This window comes from Sphingosinicella microcystinivorans (genome assembly GCF_003634215.1).
Lineage (GTDB): Bacteria > Pseudomonadota > Alphaproteobacteria > Sphingomonadales > Sphingomonadaceae > Sphingosinicella > Sphingosinicella microcystinivorans.
The window spans coordinates 169,883-193,563 of sequence record NZ_RBWX01000007.1; the positions used below are offsets into that span (position 1 = coordinate 169,883).

At 66.3% G+C, this 23,681-nt stretch carries 19 protein-coding genes; 14 read left to right on the forward strand and 5 right to left on the reverse strand.

What is annotated here, in order from left to right; all coding sequences use genetic code 11:
* The first annotated feature begins 15 nt into the window (after nucleotides 1-15).
* Nucleotides 16-1,041: an aspartate-semialdehyde dehydrogenase gene (locus tag DFR51_RS01080; RefSeq protein WP_121047207.1), complete on the forward strand. Its 1,026-nt coding sequence runs from the start codon at nucleotides 16-18 to the stop codon at nucleotides 1,039-1,041.
* Between the two features lie 4 nt (nucleotides 1,042-1,045).
* Here DFR51_RS01080 and DFR51_RS01085 read toward each other — a convergent pair whose 3' ends face one another.
* The 3 genes from DFR51_RS01085 to DFR51_RS01095 are packed head-to-tail and all read right to left on the reverse strand — an operon-like array spanning nucleotide 1,046 to nucleotide 4,081.
* Nucleotides 1,046-2,584, reverse strand: a complete 1,539-nt coding sequence (locus tag DFR51_RS01085; protein ID WP_121047208.1) for a DHA2 family efflux MFS transporter permease subunit — start codon at nucleotides 2,582-2,584, stop codon at nucleotides 1,046-1,048.
* Nucleotides 2,584-3,645 (reverse strand): HlyD family secretion protein, encoded by a 1,062-nt coding sequence (locus tag DFR51_RS01090; protein ID WP_121047209.1) that lies wholly within the window; start codon nucleotides 3,643-3,645, stop codon nucleotides 2,584-2,586. The genes DFR51_RS01085 and DFR51_RS01090 overlap by 1 nt, the downstream gene beginning before the upstream one ends.
* Nucleotides 3,638-4,081 (reverse strand): MarR family winged helix-turn-helix transcriptional regulator, encoded by a 444-nt coding sequence (locus tag DFR51_RS01095; RefSeq protein WP_121047210.1) that lies wholly within the window; start codon nucleotides 4,079-4,081, stop codon nucleotides 3,638-3,640. The genes DFR51_RS01090 and DFR51_RS01095 overlap by 8 nt, the downstream gene beginning before the upstream one ends.
* Before the next feature lie 79 nt (nucleotides 4,082-4,160).
* Here DFR51_RS01095 and DFR51_RS01100 point away from each other — a divergent pair, with 79 nt between their 5' ends.
* The 4 genes from DFR51_RS01100 to DFR51_RS01115 are packed head-to-tail and all read left to right on the forward strand — an operon-like array spanning nucleotide 4,161 to nucleotide 7,849.
* Complete coding sequence (locus DFR51_RS01100) at nucleotides 4,161-4,811, forward strand: 2-hydroxychromene-2-carboxylate isomerase (RefSeq protein WP_121047211.1); 651 nt, start codon at nucleotides 4,161-4,163, stop codon at nucleotides 4,809-4,811.
* Nucleotides 4,808-5,251, forward strand: coding sequence for a GFA family protein (locus DFR51_RS01105; RefSeq protein WP_121047212.1), 444 nt, complete (start codon nucleotides 4,808-4,810; stop codon nucleotides 5,249-5,251). Before DFR51_RS01100 ends, DFR51_RS01105 begins: the two co-directional genes overlap by 4 nt.
* On the forward strand, nucleotides 5,229-5,993 hold the full coding sequence (locus tag DFR51_RS01110; protein WP_121047213.1) for an alpha/beta fold hydrolase: 765 nt from the start codon (nucleotides 5,229-5,231) through the stop codon (nucleotides 5,991-5,993). Before DFR51_RS01105 ends, DFR51_RS01110 begins: the two co-directional genes overlap by 23 nt.
* A 56-nt stretch (nucleotides 5,994-6,049) precedes the next feature.
* The gene (locus tag DFR51_RS01115; RefSeq protein WP_121047214.1) at nucleotides 6,050-7,849 is read left to right on the forward strand and encodes a M2 family metallopeptidase; all 1,800 of its coding nucleotides are present in this window, start codon (nucleotides 6,050-6,052) and stop codon (nucleotides 7,847-7,849) included.
* 14 nt (nucleotides 7,850-7,863) lie between these two features.
* On the opposite strand, the gene DFR51_RS01120 is transcribed toward DFR51_RS01115, so the two are convergent.
* Nucleotides 7,864-9,303 (reverse strand): AMP nucleosidase, encoded by a 1,440-nt coding sequence (locus DFR51_RS01120; RefSeq protein ID WP_121047215.1) that lies wholly within the window; start codon nucleotides 9,301-9,303, stop codon nucleotides 7,864-7,866.
* Nucleotides 9,304-9,309: 6 nt separating this feature from the next.
* Complete coding sequence (locus DFR51_RS01125) at nucleotides 9,310-9,795, reverse strand: peroxiredoxin (RefSeq protein WP_121047216.1); 486 nt, start codon at nucleotides 9,793-9,795, stop codon at nucleotides 9,310-9,312.
* 108 nt (nucleotides 9,796-9,903) lie between these two features.
* Here DFR51_RS01125 and DFR51_RS01130 point away from each other — a divergent pair, with 108 nt between their 5' ends.
* The 9 genes from DFR51_RS01130 (at nucleotide 9,904) to addA (ending at nucleotide 23,603) form a co-directional block, all read left to right on the forward strand.
* Nucleotides 9,904-10,464, forward strand: a complete 561-nt coding sequence (locus DFR51_RS01130; protein ID WP_121047217.1) for a YqgE/AlgH family protein — start codon at nucleotides 9,904-9,906, stop codon at nucleotides 10,462-10,464.
* A gap of 140 nt (nucleotides 10,465-10,604) precedes the next feature.
* On the forward strand, nucleotides 10,605-11,051 hold the full coding sequence (locus tag DFR51_RS01135) for a hypothetical protein (RefSeq protein ID WP_121047218.1): 447 nt from the start codon (nucleotides 10,605-10,607) through the stop codon (nucleotides 11,049-11,051).
* A 264-nt stretch (nucleotides 11,052-11,315) separates the two neighbouring features.
* The gene (ahcY, locus tag DFR51_RS01140) at nucleotides 11,316-12,704 is read left to right on the forward strand and encodes an adenosylhomocysteinase (RefSeq protein ID WP_121047219.1); all 1,389 of its coding nucleotides are present in this window, start codon (nucleotides 11,316-11,318) and stop codon (nucleotides 12,702-12,704) included.
* Between the two features lie 51 nt (nucleotides 12,705-12,755).
* Nucleotides 12,756-15,194, forward strand: coding sequence for a sensor histidine kinase (locus tag DFR51_RS01145; protein ID WP_121047220.1), 2,439 nt, complete (start codon nucleotides 12,756-12,758; stop codon nucleotides 15,192-15,194).
* Nucleotides 15,191-15,631, forward strand: a complete 441-nt coding sequence (tsaE, locus tag DFR51_RS01150) for a tRNA (adenosine(37)-N6)-threonylcarbamoyltransferase complex ATPase subunit type 1 TsaE (RefSeq protein WP_121047221.1) — start codon at nucleotides 15,191-15,193, stop codon at nucleotides 15,629-15,631. The genes DFR51_RS01145 and tsaE overlap by 4 nt, the downstream gene beginning before the upstream one ends.
* Entirely contained in the window at nucleotides 15,619-16,635 is a 1,017-nt protein-coding gene (locus DFR51_RS01155; RefSeq protein ID WP_121047222.1) for an aminoglycoside phosphotransferase family protein, read from the forward strand. The genes tsaE and DFR51_RS01155 overlap by 13 nt, the downstream gene beginning before the upstream one ends.
* On the forward strand, nucleotides 16,632-17,393 hold the full coding sequence (locus DFR51_RS01160; protein ID WP_121047223.1) for a nucleotidyltransferase family protein: 762 nt from the start codon (nucleotides 16,632-16,634) through the stop codon (nucleotides 17,391-17,393). Before DFR51_RS01155 ends, DFR51_RS01160 begins: the two co-directional genes overlap by 4 nt.
* Nucleotides 17,386-20,283 carry a double-strand break repair protein AddB gene (addB, locus tag DFR51_RS01165; protein ID WP_121047224.1) on the forward strand — a complete coding sequence of 966 codons (2,898 nt, stop codon included), beginning with the start codon at nucleotides 17,386-17,388 and terminating at the stop codon, nucleotides 20,281-20,283. The genes DFR51_RS01160 and addB overlap by 8 nt, the downstream gene beginning before the upstream one ends.
* Nucleotides 20,280-23,603, forward strand: coding sequence for a double-strand break repair helicase AddA (addA, locus tag DFR51_RS01170; RefSeq protein WP_160119107.1), 3,324 nt, complete (start codon nucleotides 20,280-20,282; stop codon nucleotides 23,601-23,603). Before addB ends, addA begins: the two co-directional genes overlap by 4 nt.
* The last annotated feature ends 78 nt before the right edge of the window (nucleotides 23,604-23,681 follow it).

Consider the following 23,681-nt stretch of genomic DNA (forward strand, 5'->3'; position numbering starts at 1 on the left):
AGGCGGGACAGGCATATGGGTTATAAAGTTGCTGTTGTGGGCGCGACGGGGAACGTCGGCCGCGAGATGCTGAATATCCTTGCCGAGCGTGAGTTTCCGATCGACGAGATCGCCGCCCTCGCCAGTTCGCGCTCCACGGGCGACATGATCCCCTTCGGCGAGACGGACCGCGAACTGAAGGTCCGCAACGTCGAGCATTTCGATTTCACCGGATGGGACATGGCGCTGTTCGCGGCGGGCTCTGGGCCCACGAAGATCTACGCTCCGAAGGCCGCGGACGCCGGCTGCGTCGTGATCGACAACTCGTCGCTCTACCGCATGGAGCCGGATGTCCCGCTCATCGTGCCGGAGGTGAATCCCGACGCGATCGACGGCTACAAGAAGCGCAATATCATCGCGAATCCGAACTGCTCGACCGCGCAGATGGTTGTGGCGCTGAAGCCTCTCCATGACCTCGCGACGATCAAGCGCGTCGTCGTTTCGACCTACCAGTCTGTGTCGGGCGCAGGCAAGGAAGGCATGGACGAGCTTTTCGAGCAGACCCGTGCGATCTTTGTGGGTGACCCCAAGGAAACCCGGAAGTTCACCAAGCAGATCGCGTTCAACGTTATTCCGCACATCGACGTTTTCCTGGAGGACGGCTCCACCAAGGAAGAATGGAAGATGGTTGCCGAGACGCACAAGATCCTCGATCCCGCCATCGGCGTGACCGCCACCTGCGTGCGCGTGCCGGTGTTCGTCGGGCATTCGGAAGCGATCAACATCGAGTTCGAAAACCCGATTTCGGCTGAAGAAGCGCAGGACGTGCTGCGCACGGCACCGGGCATCATGCTCGTCGACAAGCGCGAGGACGGCGGTTACGTGACGCCGATCGAATGCGTCGGCGAATATGCGACCTTTGTAAGCCGCGTCCGCAAGGACCCGACGGTCGCGCACGGCATCAGCCTCTGGTGCGTCAGCGACAATCTCCGCAAGGGCGCAGCGCTGAACGCCGTGCAGATCGCCGAACTGCTCGGCCGCCGGCATCTGCGTAAGGCGTAAGCTTTCAGCGACCGGTGCCGGGCGCAGTTTGCTGCCGTTTCAGGAGCAGCACCAGCGGGATCGAGAGAAGCGTCACGATCATCAGCAGGTAAAAATCGTTGATGTAGCCGATCATCGTCGCCTGCCGCGTGATCTCTGCGTCGATCATCGAATACAGGCTGGCGCCCGTGCCGCCCGCGCCTTCGATCATCCGTAAATCGAGCGGCGCCAGCGAGGTATCGGTGATGTTGCCCACCATGAGTTCATGGCCCGTCTGCACGCTGCGCGCCAATTGCGCCGTGACAATCGAAATGCCCACTGAAGCGCCGATATTGCGCATCAGATACAGCAGGCTCGCGGCATCGGTGCGGTAACGCGGCGACAGCGTTGCGAACGCGGCGAGGTTGATCGACGAGAAGATGAAGCCGAGGCCGAGGCCCTGCAGCACGCCGCTCCAGACCACGGGATGCCAGTCCATATCGAGCGACCAGCGCGTCATCCACCAGAGCGAGGCTGCCGCGAGCGCCATGCCGCCGCCGATCAGAAAGCGCGGATCGATGCGCCCTGCAAGCTGGCTCGCGATCGCCAGGCTGATGACGACACCAATACCCCTGGGGGCGAGCATCAGCCCCGTATCGAGAACGGGATAGCCGTAGACGGCCTGCAGCATCGGCGGCAGCAGCGCCATCGTTGCCATCAGGATCACGCCGACGTTGATCATGAAGACAAGGCCGATGAGGAGGTTGCGGTCCTTCAGCATCTCGCGCTCGAACATCGGTCGCCGTCCCATGACCATATGGACGAGGAAAAGCCAGATGCCGACAATCGCGACGCCGAGTTCCAATCGGATTTCCCAGGATTGCAGCCAGTCTTCCTGCTGGCCGCGATCGAGCATCAATTGCAGAGCGGCAAGGCCGATGGCCAGCATCGAGAAACCGAACAGGTCGAAAGCGCGACGGCGCACCGGGCGCGACGGTAGCAACGCGATCAGGATTGCGAGCGTCGCCACGCCGATGGGCACGTTGATGTAAAAGATCCAGCGCCAGTTGTAGTTGTCGGTGAGCCAGCCGCCGACAATCGGCCCCAGGATGGGGCCGACCATGATCCCCATGCCCCACAGCGCCATGGCCTTGGGATGCTGCTCGCGCGGGGTGATATCAAGCATCACGGTTTGCGACAGCGGCCCCACGAACGCGGCGGATACGCCCTGCAGGACGCGGAACACCACCATTTCCGGAAGATTGACCGCAATGCCGCAGAGCATCGAGGTGATGATGAACCCCGCGACGGAGACGATAAACAGCCTGCGCGATCCGACACGATCGGAGAGCCAGCCGGTGAGCGGCATCGCGATGGCAGTGGCCAGGATATAGCTTGTCAGCACCCACGACACGCTGTCGAAGGTCGCACCGAGCGAGGCCTGCATGTGGGGAAGCGCGACGTTGGCGATCGTCGAATCGAGCACCTGCATGACCATCGCCATCATGATGCCGACGATGAGCAGAGGCTTGTTGCTGACCTCGACGACCGGCTGGCCGTGCGCTGCTGCCGCACTCGCGGACATCAGTTTACGGCGGTTTTGGAACGCACGTCGACGCTCACCTCGGCGCTGAGGCCTGCGATGAGCGGGCGGTCGCTTTTTGCATCGATCGCGATGCGCACGGGCACGCGCTGGGTCACCTTAACCCAGTTGCCGTTGGCGTTCTGCGCGGGGAGCAGAGCAAATTCGCTGCCCGTGCCGGCGCCGATGCTTTCGACGTGGCCGGAGAGCGCCCGACCGTAAGCGTCGATGGTGATCGTCGCCTTCTGGCCGGTGTGCATTTTGCGAAGCTGGGTTTCCTTGAAATTCGCTTCCACCCACGAATGCCCATCTGCCACGAGGCTGAGCGTCGGAAGTCCTGCGGGCAGCATCGCGCCGACCTGCAGACGGTCGGTCTGGCTGACGATACCACTTGCCGGCGCGCGAATTTCCGTACGCGACAGGTTGAGCATGGCTTCCTCACGGGCGGCGAGCGCGGCTTCGACTGCGGCGGGGCGGTTGGAGGCGGCGGCGCCGCTGCCGAGTGCGACGCGGGCCTTGCGGGCCTCTGAGGTTGCTGTGTTCATCTGTTCGCGCGCCTTGGCGAGCGCGAGCTGTGCGGCCTGGTAGCGGGCGCGGGTCGTGAAGCCGCGGTTGAGAAGTTCCGCCTGCCGATCGAATTCTGCCTTGGCGAAGGCGATCTCGCTGCGCGCGGTGGCGATGTCGACGTCGGCGACCGTCACCTCGGCGCCAAGCTCATCGACCTCCACGCGCGCCTTGGCGAGCGCGGCTTCCGCCTGGCGGAGCGCGATGCGATAAGGCTGGGGGTCGATGCGGAACAGGAGCTGGCCTTCCTGCACACGCATGTTTTCGTGCACGTCGACCTCGACGATGCGACCGCTCACCTCTGGGGCGATCGAGACCTTGTCCTGCTGGACATAGGCGTTGTCTGTCGATTCATGCGCCCGGCCGGCGAGGTAAAGCCATGCGCCGCCCACGATCAGCAGCAGCGGCACAGAAAGCATGAGCAAGGGACGTAGCCATGCCGGAAAACGGCGGCGAGACAGCGCGGTGTCCTCTTTCACTTCGAATCCAAGGTCAGCCATTGACGGCCTCCTGACCGGTTTGGCGCTGCAGGTTCGCGCGCACGCGTTCAAGGTAGTTCACGAAAGTCGCTCGTTCGGTTGGGGTGAAGCCTTCGAGCGTGTCTTCAATCATGCGCTCGGAAACCGGCCGCAGCTCCTCCATCAGGGCACGCGAGTGCGGGGTCAGGTACAGCCGCCATGCGCGCCGGTCGTTCGGATCGGCGCGACGCTCGACAATGCCGGCCTCCTGCAGTCGATCGACCATGCGACCCACCGTGATCGCCTCGACCTCCAGCCGGTCGGCAAGCTCGCCCTGATTGATGCCTTCTTCGTGCTTAAGCACGATAAGGACGCGCCATTGCGGGCGCGTGACGCCGATCGTGCGGGCACGCGCATCAAATTCGCGCTTCAGCAGACGCGCGCTGTCCGAAAGCAGAAAGCCAAGTGATTCGCTCATAAGCGCAGATATAATAACTATGCTTACTATATTCAATGACAGGATGGCGCACGGGGCGAAGCGGTGTAATTTGTCGCACATGACGACACTTTCCGCCGACGTCTTCTGGTCGTTCCGCTCGCCGTATTCGTACCTCGCGGCGCGCCGCTATCGCGCGCTGACGGAAGAATACGACCTCCGGATCAATCTCCGGCCCGTCTATCCGCTCGCGATCCGCCAGCCCGATTTCTTCGAGACGAACCATCCGAACTGGCTCGGCTACACGATGCGCGATTTCGTGCGCGTGGCGCAGTATCTGGAGATACCTGTGGCGCCGCCGCGGCCCGATCCGATTGTCCAGAACATGTTCACGCGCGAGATCGCCGCCGATCAGCCCTACATCTTCCGTCTGACCCGGCTCGGGCAGGCGGCGGCACGGCGCGGCGCAGGCCTTGCGTTCGCCGACGAAGCGTCGCGGCTGATCTGGGGCGGCACGGAAAACTGGCACGAGGGCGATCATCTGGCAGGCGCGGCGACGCGCGCCGGGCTCGATTTCGCGGAACTCGAAGCCGAGGCCGCAGCCGACGCCGAAGCGCTCGACGCGGAGATCGCGGCGAACCAGCAGGCGCTCGAAAAGGCGGGGCACTGGGGCGTGCCGACGCTGGTGTTCGATGGGGAACCCTTCTTCGGTCAGGATCGTATCGACATTGCCGTCTGGCGCATGAAACAGGCGGGACTGGAGGCGCGATGACGAAGGTGACCGGCGGCTGCCAGTGCGGCCGTATCCGCTACGAAGCGGAGATCGGCAATTACGAGGCCTACCTCTGCCACTGCCGCTATTGCCAGCGCGCGACGGGCGGGGTTTCGATCGCGTTCAAGAACCTGCCCAAGGCGGCGGTACACTGGAGCCGGGAGCCGGACTGGTACGCCTCCTCGCCGATCGCGAAGCGGCCGTTCTGTTCGGCCTGCGGCACCCCGCTCGGCTTCGCATTCCCTGACAGCGACCACATGGACCTGACCGTGGGGTCCTTCGATGACCCCTCGCCGTTTTTCCCGACCTCCAATTTCGGCATCGAAAGCCGCCATGATGCATGGAGCGACACGTCCGCTCTTCCCGGCCAGCGCTGCGATGAGTACGAGGCGCTGAACAAACGGTGGAAGGAAGCGGGTGTCTCTCCAGACGCGGGATAGAGATTTCGAATCGTTCGACGGCGTTCGCATTGCGTGGACGGAGGCAGGCCCGGAGGACGGGCGCCCGCTCGTGTTGCTGCACGGCCTGTTTTCGAACGCCAACGTCAACTGGCTGAAGTTCGGCACGGCGGCACGCATCGCCGAAGCCGGCGTGCGCGTCATCATGCCTGATTTCCGCGCGCACGGGAAAAGCGCGGCGCCGACCGACGCAGCCGCATACCCAGCGGACGTTCTGGCTGACGATGTGCTCGCGTTGATCGATCACCTCGGCCTTACCGACTACGATCTCGGGGGCTATTCGCTTGGCGGTCGGCAGACGCTGCGGGCAGTGGTCCGCGGGGCGGCCCCGCGCCGTATCGCGGTGGTGGGCATGGGCCTCGGCGCGGTCGTGAACGTCGCGCCCAGCACCAACTGGTTCATCGACACGGTGCGGAATGCCGATGACCATGCGCGCGGCAGCGAGGCTTATTTCGCGATCCAGTTCATGCGGACCAACAAGGTGGACCCGGAGGCCGCGATTCATTTGCTGAACGCGCAGGTCGACTCGGCGCTTGCCGACGTGGAGGCGATCACGCTGCCTGCGCTCGTGCTGTGCGGCGCGGAGGACCATTATAACGCCGAGGCGCACCGATTGTCGGAAGCGCTGCCGAACGCGACGTGGCGCGAAATTCCGGGCACGCACATGTCGAGCGTCACGCGGCCAGAACTCGGCTCGTCGCTGGCAGACTTCTTCGCCGCTTGACCAACAAGCTCGTGGTTTTACCCTGACGTCATACGATTCAGGGGAGAAATCCGACCATGAAACATCTGACGTCTGCAATCGCGCTCGCCGCGATGCTGCTTGCCACAGGCGCTGCACCTGCGCCGACCGCCGCCGATGCCGACGCATTCGTGGCGAAGGCCGAAAAGGATCTGGAAGAACTCGGCATCTTCGCGGCGCGCGCCGCATGGGTGAACGCGACATACATCACCGACGACACCGACATTCTTGCCGCGCGCACGGGTGCGGCCTTCACGGAGGCGGGCGTGCGCTATGCCTCCGAAGCCGCGAAATACGCCGCGCTGCCGGGCCTCTCTTACGACACGAAACGCAAGCTCGACATGCTGCGGCAGGGCCTTGTGGCGCCCGCGCCCAACACGCCCGGCGCGGCGGACACGCTCTCGACGCTGCTCACCGGCCTCCAATCCGCCTACGGAAAGGGCAAGGGCACCTACAAGGGCGAGGTGAAGAGCGGCAACGATCTTGAAGAGCTGATGGGGACCGAGCGTGATCCCGAACTCCTCAAGGAGATGTGGGTTTCCTGGCACAAGATCGGCGTGCCGATGCGCAACGATTATACGCAGTTCGTCTCCATCTCGAACGCCGGCTCGAAGGAACTCGGCTATGTCGATACCGGTGCGCAATGGCGCGCGGGTTACGACATGGACCCGGATGCGTTCGCGAAACTTACCGACGATACGTGGAACCAGGTGAAGCCGCTTTACGACCAGCTCCACTGCTACACGCGCGCCAAGCTGAACGAGAAATACGGCGATGCCGTGCAGCCGAAAACCGGCCCGATCCGTGCCGACCTCCTCGGCAACATGTGGGCGCAGGAATGGGGGAATATCTACGATATCGTCGCGCCGAAGGGCGCGGGCGATGTCGGCTACGACCTGACCGAATTGCTCGCTGCGAAGGGCTATACGCCGGAGCAGATCGTGAAGACGGGCGAGGGTTTCTTCTCGTCGGTCGGCTTCGCGCCGCTGCCGCAAACCTTCTGGCAGCGATCGATGATCACCGCGCCGCGCGACCGCGAGGTGGTGTGCCATGCGAGCGCGTGGGACATCGACAACAAGGACGATATCCGGATCAAGATGTGCACCAAGGTGAACGGCGACGATTTTGTGACCGTGCACCACGAACTCGGGCACAACTATTACCAGCGCGCCTACAACCAGCAGCCGTTCCTATACATGAACAGTGCCAACGACGGTTTCCACGAAGCGGTCGGCGATTTCATCGCGCTCTCCGTGACGCCGGATTACCTCGTGAAAATCGGCCTGCTCGACCCGAAGGCGGTGCCGAGCGCGGACAAGGACATCGGGCTGCTTCTGAAGCAGGCGATGGACAAGGTGGCGTTCCTGCCCTTCGGGCTTCTCATCGACAAATGGCGCTGGGGCGTATTCTCGGGGCAGATCACGCCCAACACCTACAACAAGGCCTGGAACGACCTGCGCCTACAGTATCAGGGCATCGTGCCGCCGGTGCCGCGCAGCGAGGCGGATTTTGATCCGGGCGCGAAATACCACATCCCCGGCAACACGCCCTACACGCGCTATTTCCTCGCGCGGCTGCTGCAGTTCCAGTTCCATCAGGCGGCCTGCAAACAGGCTGGCTGGAAGGGGCCGCTGCACCGCTGCTCGATCTACGGCGACAAGAAGGTCGGCGAAAAGCTGAACGCCATGCTGGAGATGGGAGCTTCGAAGCCGTGGCCGGACGCGCTGCAGGCGTTCACGGGTTCACGCCAGATGGATGGCAAGGCGATGATTGCCTACTTCCAGCCGCTGATGACGTGGCTTCAAAAGCAGAACAAGGGCAAGACCTGCGGCTGGTAACCGGGTCGGCGAGGCTATCGGAACGCAGGCTCGTCGAAGGCGCGGAGTTTGCGGCTGTGCAGGCGTGAGCCGGCGGTGCGGAGCAGGTCGCAGGTGGCGATGCCGATGCGGATGTGTTCGCGGATGGCGCGCTCGTAGAAACGGTTTGCCTGTCCTGGCAGCTTCAGTTCGCCGTGCAGCGGCTTGTCGGAAACGCAGAGCAGCGTGCCGTAGGGGACGCGGAAGCGGTATCCCTGCGCGGCGATGGTCGCTGATTCCATGTCGATCGCGACCGCGCGCGACTGCGAAAAGCGCAGCGCCGAAAGCGAGTAACGCAGTTCCCAGTTGCGATCGTCGGTCGTGACGACGGTGCCCGTGCGCAATCGGCGCTTCAGGGCGTCTGCGCTTTCGCCGGTGACGTCGAGCGCCGCCTGCTGGAGCGCCTGCTGCACCTCCGCGATGGCGGGGATGGGAATTTCCGGCGGCAGCACATCATCGAGCACGTGATCGTCGCGCAGATAGGCGTGCGCGAGCACATAGTCGCCGATCGTCTGCGTGGGGCGGAGGCCCCCGCAGTGGCCGATCATCAGCCACGCTTCGGGGCGCAGGACGGCGAGATGGTCGGTGATCGTTTTGGCGTTCGACGGGCCGACACCGATGTTGACGAGGCTGATGCCGGTGCCGTCCTCGGTCATCAGGTGCCACGCGGGCATCTGGTGGCGCCGCCATGCCGCGTCGGAGGCCATGCGCTCCGGGTCGGCGTCGCCCGCGGTAATCACCACGCCGCCCGCACCGGAAAGCGCGATGTATCGGCTGTCGGCCTTCAACTGTTCGCACGCCCAGCGCACGAATTCGTCGACATAGCGGTGGTAGTTGGTGAACAGCACATAGCGCTGCACGTGCTCGGGCGGCGTGCCCGTGTAGTGGCGGAGGCGCGCGAGGCTGAAATCGGTGCGCAGCGCATCGAATAGTGCGAGCGGCCGGGCCGGACTGAGCGCGGGGTTCCAGAGGCCGTCCACGACCTCGTCGCCGATGTAGGCAAGCTCGGTTGCCGGGAACCAGCGTGCAAGCTCTTCCGCGGTCACCTCGCCGAGGTCCACCCCACCAGCGTCGAGGACATAGGGGAAGGGAATTTCCTGACGACCGGGTGCGGCCTCGAACGTCACGCCGTAATCGCGGGCGAGGAGATTGATCTGCTCGGCGAGGTAGTCGCGGAACAATGCGGGCCGCGTGATGCTGGTCGCGTAGGTGCCCGGTGCGGTGAGGCGACCCCAGGCGTGAGAGGCGGGCCGTGCGGCGCGTTCGCCGCCGTAGGTCAGCCGGAGTTCGGGGTAGGCAAAGGCACCCGCTTCGCGCGCTGCTGCGTCGGGGCGGGTGCCGTCTACGATGTAGGCTTGCAGGGCGGTCCGCAGCCGCTCGCGGGACGCCTCGTAGAGGCGATCGAGTTCCGCGACGACGGCTGCGGCGTCCTGCATTGGGGCTTAGGCCAGCTGGCCCAGCAGATGCTCGGCGCTCGAGACGCGGAAGGCGCCCGGCTCTTCGATGTTGAGTTCGATGACGACGCCGTCCTTCACGAGCACCGAGAAGCGCTGGCCGCGCTTGCCCATGCCGAACTTGGACGCGTCCATGGTGAGGCCGAGCGCTTCGGAGAAGCTGCCGTTGCCGTCGGCGAGCATCGTCACCTTGCCGTCAGCGCCCGCGCTCTTGCCCCATGCACCCATCACGAAGGCGTCGTTCACGGCGATGCAGGCGATCTCGTCGACACCCTTCGCCTTCAGCTCTTCAGCATGATCGATGAAGCCGGGCAGGTGCTTTGCGGAGCAGGTCGGCGTGAAGGCACCGGGGACCGAGAAAAGCGCCACGGTACGGCCTGCGAAGAACTCGTCGGTGTGGACGGGCGCGGGGCCGCTGTCCGTCATCGTCATCAGTGTTGCGCTCGGGACCTTGTCGCCTACCGAAATCGTCATGGGTCTTGCTCCTTGGACGGGGGAATCTGGACGCGCTTCGTAACCGGTCACCCGCCGATCGCCAAGCGTCCGTTGGCATGAAGCAACAGGATTGCCTATAGTTCCGCCATGGACGTCGCGCCTTATCTTTCGGGACAGCTTCTGCTGTCGATGCCCGGCATGGCCGATCCGCGATTCGAGCGGGTCGCGATCGCCATGTGTGTTCACGATGCGGATTCGGCGCTGGGGCTCATCATCAACAAGGTCCGCGACGACATCGATGTGCGCAGCCTGCTCGAACAGCTCGATGTCGATCCCGGCATCGCGCCGGCTGTGCCGGTGTTTGCGGGCGGGCCGGTGGAGCCCGGCCGGGGCTTCGTGCTGCACAGCCCGGAATACGAGGGCCAGTCCACGCTTTCCGTGGGCGGGCGTTGGGCGCTGACTGCAACGCTCGATATTCTGCGCGACATCGCGGCGGGCAAGGGCCCGCAGCAGTGGCTGATCGCCCTTGGCTACGCAGGCTGGGGGCCGGGTCAGCTCGACGAGGAGATGACGCGTCACGGCTGGTTCGCCGTGCCGGGAGACAGTGCGCTGCTGTTCGACGCACCGATCGATAGTCGCTGGACCTCTGCTTATGCGGGCGCGGGAATCGACGTCGGCCTGCTCAGCGCGAGCGCGGGGCACGCGTAGGGAAACGCGTTTAATCGTTCGACAACCGTTTCGTTTAAGGCGTGATTTACACCCGAGTCGCACTCTTGGCCTGTCGCCGGGAGAAGAGGGTCCCTCCCTGCGTGTCAGCTGGGGGTCACGCCATGAAAAGATTTTCAAGAATGCTCATCAGCAGTGCCGCTGCGCTGCTGTCCCTGTCGCTCGCCACGCCGGCGGCCGCGCAGAACTGCTGGAACGGCGCAGCGGTGAAGGCCGCCAAGGTGCGCGACCTGCAGACGCTGCTGATGGTCGGCGCGCTGCAATGCCGCTCCACGCAGTATGACGTGCTCGGGCATTACAACCGCTTCGTGAAGGCGCATCGCACAACGATTTCCGCCCACAACGACGTGCTGAAGACGCACTTCGTCCGCGCCGGCAAGGCGCGCGATTACGACCGCTTCACCACCGCGATGGCGAACGGCCATTCGGCCGGCGCAGCCAATCCGGCCTTTTGCAAGGAGACCGCCGCGCTCGCGGAGCAGGTCGCCGGGCTCGGGCGCGCGGAGGTTGAGGCGATTGCCGACCGGCTATTCGTTTCGCCAAAGGGCGTCGGTCGCACCTGCTCCTGAGCGGGGCGCCAGAGGCTTTCCCGTTTCGTCGCGTCGCTTACCGTTTTCCCAGTCCCTCCGGCCCGCCGCCGCTGTTTTTCCTCCCCTTTTGCGGCGGTGGCGGGCGGCCTCTTGCGGCTGCGCGAGCTCATGCTCACGCGGCCGCCTTTCTCTGTGGACATAAAGAGTTCTTTATATTCTCTCTTGCCTTGAGCCGAACCCTCTCGTAATCCCGCCTCTGATATCCGCGCGGCCGCCCGCGCGCACAGAGACAGGAAAAGATTCATGGCGCAGGATTATATCGTCCGGGACATCACGCTCGCCGATTGGGGCCGCAAGGAACTGGCCATCGCGGAAACCGAAATGCCGGGCCTCATGTCGCTCCGCGCGGAATATGGCGCGTCGAAGCCTCTGAAGGGCGCACGCATCACCGGCTCGCTGCACATGACGATTCAGACCGCGGCGCTGATCGAGACGCTGACGGCGCTGGGCGCCGAGGTGCGCTGGGCCTCGTGCAACATCTATTCGACGCAGGATCATGCCGCCGCCGCCATCGCCGCGCAGGGCATTCCCGTGTTCGCCGTGAAGGGCGAAACGCTCGCCGAATATTGGGACTATATCGACCTCACCTTTCAGTGGCCGGGCGAACCGGCCAACATGATCCTCGACGACGGCGGCGACGCCACCATGTTCATCCTCTGGGGCGCGCGGCTTGAGGCGGGCGAAAACCTGCCCGCGCCGACGAACGAGGAGGAAGAGGAATTCCAGCGCGTCGTGAAGGCGCGCGCGGCCGCCACGCCGGGTTTCTTCACGAAGACGCTGAAGAGCATCCGCGGCGTTTCGGAAGAAACGACCACGGGCGTGCACCGCCTCTACGAGCTCGCCAAGGCGGGCAAGCTGCCGTTCCCGGCGATCAACGTGAACGACAGCGTCACCAAGTCGAAGTTCGACAACAAGTACGGCTGCAAGGAAAGCCTCGTCGATGGCATCCGTCGCGGCACCGACGTGATGATGGCGGGCAAGGTCGCCGTCGTCGCGGGCTACGGCGATGTCGGCAAGGGCTCTGCCGCCTCGCTGCGCGGCGCGGGTGCGCGCGTGATGGTCACCGAGATCGACCCGATCTGCGCGCTGCAGGCGGCGATGGACGGCTTCCAGGTCGTCACCATGGAGACCGCCGCGCCGCTCGCGGACATCTTTGTGACTGCCACGGGCAACAAGGACGTCATCACGATCGATCACATGCGCGCGATGAAGGACATGGCGATCGTCGGCAACATCGGCCACTTCGACAACGAGATTCAGGTCGGTGCGCTGAAGAACCTCAAGTGGACCGAGGTGAAGCCGCAGGTCGACATGATCGAATTTCCGGACGGCAAGCGCATTCTGCTGCTCTCGCAGGGCCGCCTCCTCAACCTCGGCAACGCCACCGGCCACCCGAGCTTCGTGATGTCGGCGAGCTTCTCCAACCAGGTGCTCGCGCAGATCGAACTGTTCACGCGCGGCGGCGAATACAGGAACGACGTCTACGTGCTGCCGAAGCACCTCGACGAGAAGGTGGCGGCGCTGCACCTCGAAAAGCTCGGTGTCGAACTGACCACGCTCTCGGGCGAACAGGCGTCTTATCTCGGCATCGATGCCGCCGGACCCTTCAAGACCGACCAATACCGCTACTGACGCGATCAACAGGGATTCAAACCGGCGGCGACTGCGTCTAAGGTCGCCGCCGTGACGTCTCGCATTACCGCCTTCATCGCGCTTCTGCTGATGCTGCCTGCAGCACCGGCATCGGCAGCCGTGTCGCTGATGCAGCGCGGCTGGCCGGTTACGGCGACCGCGATCATCGGCGCGGCGTGGCTGGCGTTTGCCGTGTGGGCGGTAATCCGCTCGGCGCGTGCGCGCGTGCAGGCGGAAACGGCGAAGGAATGGGGCCTCCGGCTGCGTGGCCTCCTTACCACCACGCCCGGCGCCTACCTCGTTGTCGGTGAAGACGGGGCGGCCTCGTGTTCGGACACGCTCCGCTCGTGGCTGGGGCTCGATCGCAAGGTGTCGCGCTTCGACGATCTGCTCGGCGCGGGCGAAAGCGGCCTCTCCCCGGATGATTATTCGGCGCTCGGCGCGGCGATCCAGGCGCTCGCGATTTCCGGCGCGCCGTTTCGCATTTCCGTGGCCGGGGCCGGCGAACGGGTGTTGACCGCGGAGGGCAAAACCGCCCCGCCGCAACTCGCGGGCGATCGCGGCACGGTCGTGTGGTTTTCGGATTCGAGCGGCGCATACCGCCGGACAGAGGCGCTGGAGGCGGACCGCGACGCGCTCAGCGCCACGCTCGGCGCTTCGACGGCGGTGATCGATGCGGCGCCGATCCCGATCTGGCGACGCGGCGCCGACCAGCGCCTTGTTCAGGTGAACCGCGCCTATGCCCATGCGGTGGAAGCGGAAAGCCCCGCTGCTGCCGTGCGGCTCGGCGTCGAGCTCGTTTCCAACCCGCTGTCGGCGACGCCGCAATCGGCGGCTCGCCTGGCGCTTGCGACCGGTTCGCCGCAGGTGCGTGAGGAACCGGCGATCATCGGCGGCGAACGCCGCATGATGCGGATCATCGACAAGCCGCTCGAAAACGGGGAGGTGGCCGGCTACGCCATCGACATCAGCGAGCGTGACGAGGCGGTCGGCAAACTCGAACGCTTCGTTGCCGCGCAGACGGCGACATTCGACCGCCTTTCTGCCGGTGTCGCCCGGTTCGGCGCGGACCGCGCACTCGTGTTCTGGAACACGGCGTTTGCAGCGCTCTTCCGTCTCGATGCCACGTTCCTGGACGAAGGCCCCGAGTTCGACCGGCTGTTCGAGCGTATGCAGGAGCAGCACCGCCTGCCCGAGCAGCGCGATTTCCCGAGCTGGCGCCGCGCACGCCGCGCGTGGTTCACAAGCCAGATGGACAATGCCGAGGAGACGTGGGTTCTCCCCGACACGACCGTGCTGCGCGTGATCGCGCAGCCGAGCCCTGATGGCGGCCTGCTGCTGATCTTCGAGGACCGCTCCGAACAGCTTCGCCTTGCAAGCTCGCGCGACACGCTGCTGCGCGTGCAGGAAGCCACGCTCAACAACCTTCACGAAGCCGTCGCCGTGTTCGCCGCCGATGGCCGCGTGCAGCTCTACAACAGCGTGTTCGCCGACCTGTTGAACATCGACGAAGCACACCTCGCGACGAAGCCGCACGTTGACGAGCTCGCAGATCCCGGCGCTCCGCCGCGCGAGGAACACGCCTATCTCGGCCTGCTGCGCGACCTCATTCAGGCCTCCACCGTCGGGCGGCAGGCAAAGGCGGGCCGCGTCGACTTCACCGGCGCGCGCGTGCTCCAGTACGCGGCGGTGCCGCTGCCGGACGGCAATGCGCTCATTACCTTCCTCGACATCACCGATTCGACGCGCATCGAGAATGCGCTGCGTGAACGCAACGAGGCGCTGGAGGCTGCGGACCGGCAGAAATCGGCGTTCGTCGAAAACATGTCCTACGAGCTGCGCACGCCGCTGACCGCGATCAGCGGCTTTGCCGAGATGCTGGCGCAGGGCTATGTCGGTGCGCTCTCGCCCAAGCAGGAAGATTATATTCGTTCGATCCTCATTTCGTCGGATCGGCTGCAACTGCTCATCAACGATATTCTCGACCTCGCCGTGACCGAAGCGGGCGCGCTCGCGCTCGATATCCGCGCGGTGGCGGTGGGTGAGCTCGTCGAAAGCGTCGCGATGATGACGCGCGGGTTTGCGGAGGATCGGGGCCTCACGTTCGAGATCAACGTGCCCGCCGATATCGGCGAGATGGATGGGGATCCGGTGCGCCTGAAGCAGGCGCTGTTCAACCTCGTCAACAACGCGATCCGCTTCACCCCCTCCGGTGGGCGCGTTGTCATCTTTGTCGAAAGCCTGCCGGGCAGCATCGTGATCCGTGTCAGCGACAACGGCATCGGCATTCCGGCCGAAGAGCAGGAACTGGTGTTCGATCGGTTCCGCAAGGGGTCCAACGCCACCGCAAGCCAGGGCGTCGGCCTCGGCCTTTCGCTGGTGCGCGACGTGATCGATCTGCACGGCGGCCGCGTGGTGCTCGACTCGCATCTTGGCGAGGGCACGACGGTCAGCCTCCACATTCCGCGTCGTCATGGAGACAAGGTGTGACGGTGCTTGCCGACGAAGCGGCGACGGACATGTTCGGACGGCGCCTTGCCGCGCGGCTTGCGCCGGGAGACGTCGTGCTGCTGTCGGGCGATCTCGGCGCGGGGAAAACGGCACTTGCGCGGGGTGTCCTCGCGGGGCTGGGGCATGGGGGCGAAGTGCCGAGCCCGACCTTCACGCTGGTGCAGAGCTACGATCCGCCGGGCGTGCGCCTGCCCGTGTGGCATGTCGATCTTTATCGGCTTGAAGACCCGGATGAGGTCGAGGAGCTTGGACTCGACGAGATTCTGGCGGACGGCGTGCTCATCATCGAATGGCCGGAACGTGCGGGCGAACGCTGGCCCGAAGCACTGCATCTGGCGCTCACCGAAACGGGCGAAGGAAGCCGCCGCTTGACAGCGCGCGTGCCGCCCGCTTGGGAAGCGCGATGGCCGATCTGAACCTGCCCGAAGGGGCGAGCGCTTTCCTGAAGGCAAACGGATGGGGCGGTGCGGAAATCGCGCCGCTTGCCGGAGACGCGTCCTTCCGCCGTTACTTCCGTGTGCGCGATGGCGCCCGCCGCGCCGTATTGATGGATGCGCCGCCGCCCAACGAAAACTGCGCGGCATTTGTCGCGATCGACACATATCTCGCGGCGCGGGGCGTCAGCGTGCCGCAAGTGTTTGCATCCGCGCCGGATGAAGGCCTCGCGCTTCTGGAGGACCTTGGCGATTCCATGTTCGTGCGCGCCATCGAAAGCGGCGCCGACGAAGCGGAACTTTACCGCGCGGCAACCGACGTGCTCGCGCATCTTCATGCCGAGCCGATGGTACAAAGCATAGGCAGCCACGCGGTCGGCCCCTATCCCGAAGAGCGCATGGCGCGCGAGGTGGGGCTTGTGCTCGATTGGCACTGGCCGGAGCTTATGGGCGGCGCGGCGGACGATGCGCTGCGTGCGGCCTATGCGGCGGCGTGGGCGGAGGTGTGGCCGCTGGCGCGGGCGCACGACGACCGCCTTGTCCAGCTTGATTACCATTCGCCGAACCTGATGTGGCTGCCGGATCGCGACGGTCTCGCCCGGGTCGGCGTGCTTGATTTTCAGGACGCGATGCACGGGCCTGCCGCCTATGATCTCGTTTCGCTGATCCAGGATCCGCGCCGCGACGTGCCGCCCGCACTAGAACCCGAACTCGTTGCGCGCTATCTCGCCGCGCGGTCGGAATTCGATCCGCGTGCCTTCGCGGCGAGCTATGCGGTGCTTGGTGCGCAGCGTGCCGCGCGTATTCTCGGCGTGTTCGTGCGGCTGTGGCGGCGCGACGGGAAGTCCGGCTATCTGAAGCATATTCCGCGCGTGTGGTCGCTGCTTGATCGCAACCTCGCGCACGCGGCGCTCGCGCCTGTTGCGCGCTGGTTCGACGCGAATCTGCCGCTTTCGGCGCGTCGCGATTTCACGGGGGCAGCATGAAAACGCATCGCGCGCCGCTGTCGCTTCGGCCCAATCCTGAAGGCCCGCTGCCCACCGCCGCGATGGTGCTCGCCGCCGGGCTCGGGAAGCGGATGCGGCCGCTCACCGCGACGCGTCCCAAGCCGCTCGTCCGCGTACATGGCAAGACGCTCCTCGACCACGCGCTTGATAATCTTCGCGGTTCGGATGTGCGACGGGTCGTCGTCAACGTGCATTACCTCGCCGGACAGGTGGAGGCGCACCTCGCGCGCAGCGCGGCCGATCTCGACATCGCCGTTTCCGACGAAAGTGAGGCGCTGCTGGAAACCGGCGGCGGTGTGGCGAAGGCGCTGCCGCTGATTGGCGCCGACCCGTTCTTCGTCGTGAACAGCGACAACATGTGGGTGGACGGGCCGATCGATACGCTGCGGCAGATGGCGCGGCGGTGGGATCCGGAGATTATGGATGCTCTGCTGCTCGTCGTGCCGCTTGCCCGCGCGCATGGCTATGAGGGGCGGGGCGATTTCCACATGACGCCGGAAGGTCTGCTTGCGCGCAGACGCGGCGCGCGCGTGGCGCCGTTCGTGTTCTCCGGCGTGCAGCTTCTCAAAGCCTCGCTGTTCGACGATGTGCCGACAGGGGCATTCTCGCTCAATCTCATTTACGATCGACTGATCGAAAGCGGGCGTCTCTACGGCATCGCGCACACCGGGCAGTGGTTCCACGTCGGCACGCCCGAGGCCGTGAAGGAGACGGAGGCGCTGCTCGGCAATGGCTGAGCGGACATCCGTTTTCACAATTCCGGCGCACCGTGCCTTCGCCGACGCGCTCGCCGCCGGGATGCTGAGCCGTATCGGGCGTGCCGAACTGCCCCGGGCGCTGTTGCTGCTTCCCAATCGCCGCGCTGTTCGCGCCGTGACGGAGGCGTTTGTGCGCGCTTCGGGTGGCGCGCTGTTGCTGCCCCGGATGCTGCCGATCGGCGACGTCGGCGAGAACGAGGCGCTTGGCCTTTTCGACGAAGCGATGACGCTGGAGGCAGACGTGCAGCCGGCGATTGCCGCGTTCGAGCGGCGAATGCTGCTGATGCCGCTTGTCCGCCGCTGGCAGCAACTGAATGGCCGCGCCCGCAGCAGTGTCGAGACGCTGCGGCTCGCCGATGCGCTGGCGCACACGCTCGATCAGCTTCAGCTCGAAGGCATCGAACCCGCGCGTCTTCACGAAACGATGGCGGAGCTTGGCGCGCACTGGGAAGCGACATTGAAGTTCGTGGAGGTCGTGGTGGCTGGGTGGCCGCCGCAGCTTGCCGCGCGCGGGCTTATGGACCGCGTGGCCCGGCGGCAGGCACTTCTGGCCGCGATCGCTGATCGCTGGCGGGCCCATCCTCCCACGCGGCCGATCGTGGCGGCGGGTATGGCAAGCGCCGACCCGGCGGTTGCGGCGGTGCTCGCGGTGGTTGCCGGTCTGCCGCGGGGAGCGGTGGTGCTGCCCGGTCTCGATCTCGATACCAGGGATTGGGACGCGATCCGCGCGTTTCCGGCGCATCCCCAGTGCGGCCTCTGGCACCTTCTGGACCGGATGAGCGTCGCGCGCGACGAGGTGCGCGTTTGGGAGGGCACCAGCGAGCGCGATGGGTCCGAAGAGCGTGCGGAGGCGATCGGCGCGGCGCTCTCGCTCGCGGGAAGCACGGCGCACTGGCCGCCCGCGGGCCCGCTCCCCGGGCTTCGTTTCGCGGAGGCGGCGAACCCGGCCGAGGAGGCTGGCGTCATCGCGCTCGCCATGCGCCGCCAACTGGACACGCCGGGGGCGACTGCCGCGCTTGTTACGCCGGATCGCGGCCTTGCCCGCCGCGTCGCCGCGCAGCTTCGGCGCTGGGAGGTCGAGGTCGATGATTCGGCGGGCACCCCGCTTGCGCGCGCGCCTTCGGGCACGCTGCTGCTTGCGGCGCTGGAGGCTGGTGCGCAGCGTTTCGCGCCGGGCGCGCTGCTCGCGCTCCTGAAGCATCCGCTGACCGGGCCGGGTGAGGGCAGGGCACGCCTGAACTGGCTCGACGAGGTGCGCCGCCTCGATCTCGTGCTGCGCGGCGTGCGGCCCGCGGCGGGGCTGAAAGGCATTGCCGCGCGCGTCACATCTCCACCGCAGGGTGCGCTTCCCGAGGGCGAGCGCACACAGCTTGCCGCTTGGTGGAAGGCGCTTCGCCCTCGGCTCGATGCGCTGGAAACGCTGATGGCGAAACCGCAGGCGCTTTCGGCGTTCGCGGAGGGGCTTCGTGTCTTCGCCGAAGACATCTCCGAAGGTCGCGTCTGGGAAGGCGCCGCTGGGCGCGCGGCGTCTGAAACGATCGCGGAGATCGTGCAGCACGGCGAGATCGGCTTGCCCATTCCGCCGATGGATCTCCCCGCGCTGCTGGGCGCGATGCTGGAGGACGTCGCGGTGCGCCCGCCGTTCGGCAAGCATCCGCGCCTCGCCATCTACGGTCTTCTCGAAGCACGATTGCAGCGCACGGATCTGATGATCCTCGGCGGGCTGAACGAAGGTGCCTGGCCGGGCGGCGACCCGTTCGATCCATGGATTCCGCCCGCGATCCGCCGCCGACTCGGCCTGCCCGAGACCGAGCGCGCGATCGGCCTTGCCGCGCACGATTTCGTGCTCGCCGCTGCTGCGCCCGAAGTGCTGCTCACACGCGCGCGGCGCGATGCCTCCGCGCCCACGGTTGCGTCGCGCTTCTGGCTGCGGCTGCTTGCCTTTGCGGCAGAACATGCCGCTTGGGATACCGAACTCCCCGCGCTTGCTGCCGCCCTCGACGCGCGGGAAACCGTGCCGCCCGCCGAGAGGCCGCGTCCCTCTCCACCGGTTGCCGACAGGCCGACGCAGATCAGCGTGACGCAGGTCGATCGCCTGCTGATCGATCCCTACAGCTTCTACGCCGAAAAGATGCTGCGCCTGCGACCGCTCGATCCGCTCGACGCCGATCTCTCGGCGGCTGAGCGCGGCACCATTGTCCATGCTGTTATCGAGGCATTGATCGAGGCGGGTACGCTCAACAATCCCGCCGCGCGCGAAGCAGCCATCGACATCGCTCTTGCCGAGCACGCCGACCAACCGCTGGTCGCGGCGTTGTGGAAGCCGCGCATCGTGCGGATGCTCGATTGGGTTTCGGAACTGATGGCCGCACGGGCGGATGCGGGTTGGGGCGAGGTCCGCTCCGAAGTCGAGGGGCACTTCGAGGTTTCCGGCGTCAAGCTCAAGGGCAAGGCGGACATCGTTCAGGCAGGGCCGCAGGGCTTGCTGATCGCCGACTTCAAGACCGGCGCCGTGCCCCGGCAGGCGCGGCTTTCGGATGGGCTGGCCTCTCAGCTTGGCCTCCTTGCGTGGCTTGCCGAGGAAGGCGCGCTCGATGGCCCGGCGTCGCGCGTCGTCGAGGTCGCCTACTGGAAACTGTCGGGTGGCAAGGAGGCGGGCAAGGAAACGACGAGCGCGCGCCACTACAAGGGCGCATGGGCTGATCTCCCCGCGTTCATCGAGACCTGCCGCAAGGCGTTCCAGGAGGCGGTCGCCGAATATCTCGCGGGCAGTCGGCCCTTCGAGGCGAAGGTGAAGCCGGAATACGCCGTCCACTTGCAGGACTACGACCACCTCGCGCGGCTTGCCGAATGGTGGGGTCGCAAATGAGCATCCGGCCCCTTCTTCCCGAACAGAAACGCGCTGCCGACCCTGAACTCAGCGCATGGGTTTCGGCCTCTGCGGGCACGGGGAAAACGCAGGTCTTGACCGCGCGCGTGCTGCGGCTGCTGCTTGCGGGCGCGCGGCCAGACGGGCTGCTCGCGCTCACCTTCACCAAGGCGGCGGCGGCGGAGATGCAGACGCGCATCTTCGAAACCCTGTCGCGCTGGGTGCGTGCGGACGAGGGGGCGCTTACCGCCGAGCTCGTCGCGATCGGTGCGCCGTCCGACGAGGACACACGTCGCCGCGCACGCGCGCTGTTCGCGGAGGCACTGGAGACGCGCGGGGGCCTGAAGGTGCAGACGCTGCACAGCTTCGCGAGCGCGCTGCTCGCCGCCTTCCCGCTCGAAGCCGGGATCGCGCCCGGCTACGAAACGCTGGACGACCGGAGTGCGCTGCGCATCCATTCCGAAACGCTTGCCGAACGGATCGGCAGCGGCGACGCATCGCTGCTCGCCGACCTTGCCGATCTCTCCGTGCAAGGCGGTGAAGCGCGCGTGCAGGAGGTGATCGCGAAGCTGCTCGCTGGGCGCGCGGTGTTCGAAAACGTCTACGGCAAGGCGGTCGACTGGCGCGGCCTCGTGCGGCGCGGGCTTGGCCTTCCGGTCAGCGGCAGCCGAGATGAAGTGCTTTCCGACGCGCTCGCCGACGATGCCTTCGATTGGGAAACCGTGCGCGAATATACGGCGGCGATGGTGGCATGGGGCACGAAGACGGGTCTCGAGGCGGCCGATACGCTGGGACGTGTGCTCGGCGCGGCGCCTGAAGTGCGCCACGACTTTCTGGACGATCTCGTCGGGATCGCGTTCACCGCGGCGGGCGAGTTCAAGAAACCGCCCAGGAAGAACGATCCGTATTTCGACACGCTCCACGCGCGCTTCTGCATGGTCATCGGCGCGGTGCGAGACCTTGCCGCCGGGCTCGACCTTGCCGAAACGGCGGCGCTTCACCTGCGTGTCGGCCACGCGTTTGCGGCGGCATACGAGACGCGCAAGGAAGCGGCGGGAGCGCTCGATTATGCCGACCTCATCGTCAAGGCCGCGCGGCTGCTCTCCACGCTCGCCGCGCCGTTCGTGCTCTTCAAGCTCGACCAGCGCATCGATCACATCCTCGTCGACGAGGGGCAGGATACGAACGCCGCGCAGTGGGCGATCGTGGAGGCGATCGCCGACGAGTTCTTCGCAGGAACGGGCACGCGCGACGAGGCGGAGACGGGCGCGCGCACGCAGTTCGCGGTGGGCGACTACAAGCAGGCGATCTTCGGTTTCCAGGGCACCGACCCGCGCGCGTTCGAAGCGGCGCGGGTTGCCGCCGAACGCCGGGCGCTCGGTGCGGAGAAGCCCTTCGAGACGATCGACCTCGCGCTCAGCTTCCGCTCCGTGCCGGCCGTGCTCGATGTCGTCGATACGGTGGTGGAAGCCGTCGGTGCCGCAGCATTCGGCATCGAAGGCGATATTCCGCGCCACGCTGCGCATCGTGCCGGTGCAGCCGGCGAAGTCGTGCTCTGGGCGCCCGTCACGGGCGAGCCGGATGATGACGACGAGGTGGAAGACGCCGTCCCCGAGGATGCCGAGCGCACCCTCGCGGCCAATATCGCGCGGCAGGTTGCGGGCTGGCTGGAACGCGGCGAATTGCTCGCCTCCAAGGGCAGGCCGATCGCGGCGGGAGACATCATGCTGCTGGTGCGCTCGCGCGGCAGCCTTGTTCCCGCGCTTGTCTCTGCGCTGATGGCGGCGCGCGTGCCGGTGGCGGGTGCGGACCGGCTGCGCCTCACGCAGCCGCTCGCGGTGCAGGATTTGCTCGCGCTCGTCCGTTTCGCGCTCCAGCCGGGCGACGATCTCTCGCTCGCCGCGCTGCTCGTGTCGCCGTTCCTCGGTTGGTCTCAGGATGACCTGTATGACCTCGCGTTCAAGCGTCGCGGCACGCTCTGGCGCACGCTCCGGGACCGCAGCGACGACAAGGCCCGCGCCGCCGAGGATTGGCTCGGCAAGGTGCTCGCCCGCGCCGACTACATGGCGCCGTACGAGTTCCTTGAATACGTGCTTTCGGGCGAACCCCAGGGCCGCCTTCGCCTGATCGCGCGGCTCGGCGAGGAAGCGCGCGACCCGATCGAGGAACTGCTCAATCAGGCGCTTGCATACGAGGGCGCGAACACACCCTCGCTACAAGGCTTCCTGTCGTGGATCGAGGCGGACGACGTTGAGGTGAAGCGCGATGCCGAGGCCGCGCACGACGCTGTCCGCATCATGACGGTGCACGGTTCGAAGGGGTTGCAGGCCCCCATCGTCATCATGGCCGATGCAGCGTCCGCCGTGCCCAAGGGCGCAAAGCCGCCGCTGCCGCTTGAGCTGCCGGGCCTTGGACCCGCCCCGCTGTTCTTCGGCTCGTCGAAGACGCTCGTCGGCCCCGCGCGCGAGGCTTATGAGGCCGCGACCCGGGCGGAGGGCGAGGAGCATATGCGCCTGCTCTATGTCGCGCTGACCCGCGCCGAGGATCGCCTCTATGTCGGCGGCGCGCTCGGCAAGCGTCCATCGAAGGCGAAAAGCTGGCACGGTCACGTCACTGATGCGCTCGCCGCGCTCGGCGCGCAAAGCGTTGCCGATTCCGTCTGGGGCGACGTGCTGCGCCATGCGAGCGGCACGCCTGCACCGGTCGCAGCGCCGACGAAACCTGTGCGGCGCACCACGCCAGCCATTCCCGCGTGGGCGCTCGCAATGCCGCCGGAGGAGGAGCGCCCGCCGCGCCCGCTCGCGCCGTCCGCGCCGCAGGATGATGATCCAGCCGAGCCGCCGCCCGGCCCGGCGCTGCGTGCTGCCGCGCGGCGCGGGCAGGTGCTGCACCAGCTGTTCGAACGGATCGGCGGTGTTGCTCCTGAAAACCGCGCGGCGGCGGTGCATGCATGGCTTCGCCGCAACGCGCCTGATCTGGACGCAGGTGCGATTGCCGCCGAGGTTGTGGGCGCGCTCGCTGATCCCACGCTCACCGCGTGGTTTGCGGAGGGAGCCTATGCCGAAGCGCCGCTTTCCGCCGTCGTCGAGGATGTCGTCATCACCGGCACGATCGACCGGCTGATCGTCGAGGAAGGCGTTGTGCGCGCACTCGATTTCAAGACCGGGCGGAACCCGCCGCAGGACCTTTCCGGCGTGCCGACTCCGCACCTGCGCCAGATGCGCGCCTACCGCGATGCGCTTGCCCGTATCTTCCCGGGCCACCGCATCGAGACGGCGTTGTTCTACACGGCGGCGCTGCGTTTCATCCGCGTGGATTGACCTGAAAGCGCGGCTTTCCGCCATGTCAGAAAGCCTTGGGATATTTGGCCTTGAAGCGGTGCCCCTCAGCCTCCATTT

What these genes read in the sequence shown, in the direction of transcription:
- DFR51_RS01085 (WP_121047208.1), bottom strand. Translation starts at nt 2,584, where the DNA reads ATGTCCGCGAGTGCGGCAGCAGCGCACGGCCAGCCGGTCGTCGAGGTC.
- DFR51_RS01080 (WP_121047207.1), top strand. Translation starts at nt 16, where the DNA reads ATGGGTTATAAAGTTGCTGTTGTGGGCGCGACGGGGAACGTCGGCCGC.
- DFR51_RS01130 (WP_121047217.1), top strand. Translation starts at nt 9,904, where the DNA reads ATGGACGTCGCGCCTTATCTTTCGGGACAGCTTCTGCTGTCGATGCCC.
- addA (WP_160119107.1), top strand. Translation starts at nt 20,280, where the DNA reads ATGAGCATCCGGCCCCTTCTTCCCGAACAGAAACGCGCTGCCGACCCT.
- DFR51_RS01115 (WP_121047214.1), top strand. Translation starts at nt 6,050, where the DNA reads ATGAAACATCTGACGTCTGCAATCGCGCTCGCCGCGATGCTGCTTGCC.
- ahcY (WP_121047219.1), top strand. Translation starts at nt 11,316, where the DNA reads ATGGCGCAGGATTATATCGTCCGGGACATCACGCTCGCCGATTGGGGC.
- DFR51_RS01120 (WP_121047215.1), bottom strand. Translation starts at nt 9,303, where the DNA reads ATGCAGGACGCCGCAGCCGTCGTCGCGGAACTCGATCGCCTCTACGAG.
- DFR51_RS01090 (WP_121047209.1), bottom strand. Translation starts at nt 3,645, where the DNA reads ATGGCTGACCTTGGATTCGAAGTGAAAGAGGACACCGCGCTGTCTCGC.
- DFR51_RS01125 (WP_121047216.1), bottom strand. Translation starts at nt 9,795, where the DNA reads ATGACGATTTCGGTAGGCGACAAGGTCCCGAGCGCAACACTGATGACG.
- DFR51_RS01155 (WP_121047222.1), top strand. Translation starts at nt 15,619, where the DNA reads ATGGCCGATCTGAACCTGCCCGAAGGGGCGAGCGCTTTCCTGAAGGCA.
- DFR51_RS01095 (WP_121047210.1), bottom strand. Translation starts at nt 4,081, where the DNA reads ATGAGCGAATCACTTGGCTTTCTGCTTTCGGACAGCGCGCGTCTGCTG.
- addB (WP_121047224.1), top strand. Translation starts at nt 17,386, where the DNA reads ATGGCTGAGCGGACATCCGTTTTCACAATTCCGGCGCACCGTGCCTTC.
- DFR51_RS01135 (WP_121047218.1), top strand. Translation starts at nt 10,605, where the DNA reads ATGCTCATCAGCAGTGCCGCTGCGCTGCTGTCCCTGTCGCTCGCCACG.
- DFR51_RS01100 (WP_121047211.1), top strand. Translation starts at nt 4,161, where the DNA reads ATGACGACACTTTCCGCCGACGTCTTCTGGTCGTTCCGCTCGCCGTAT.
- DFR51_RS01105 (WP_121047212.1), top strand. Translation starts at nt 4,808, where the DNA reads ATGACGAAGGTGACCGGCGGCTGCCAGTGCGGCCGTATCCGCTACGAA.
- DFR51_RS01160 (WP_121047223.1), top strand. Translation starts at nt 16,632, where the DNA reads ATGAAAACGCATCGCGCGCCGCTGTCGCTTCGGCCCAATCCTGAAGGC.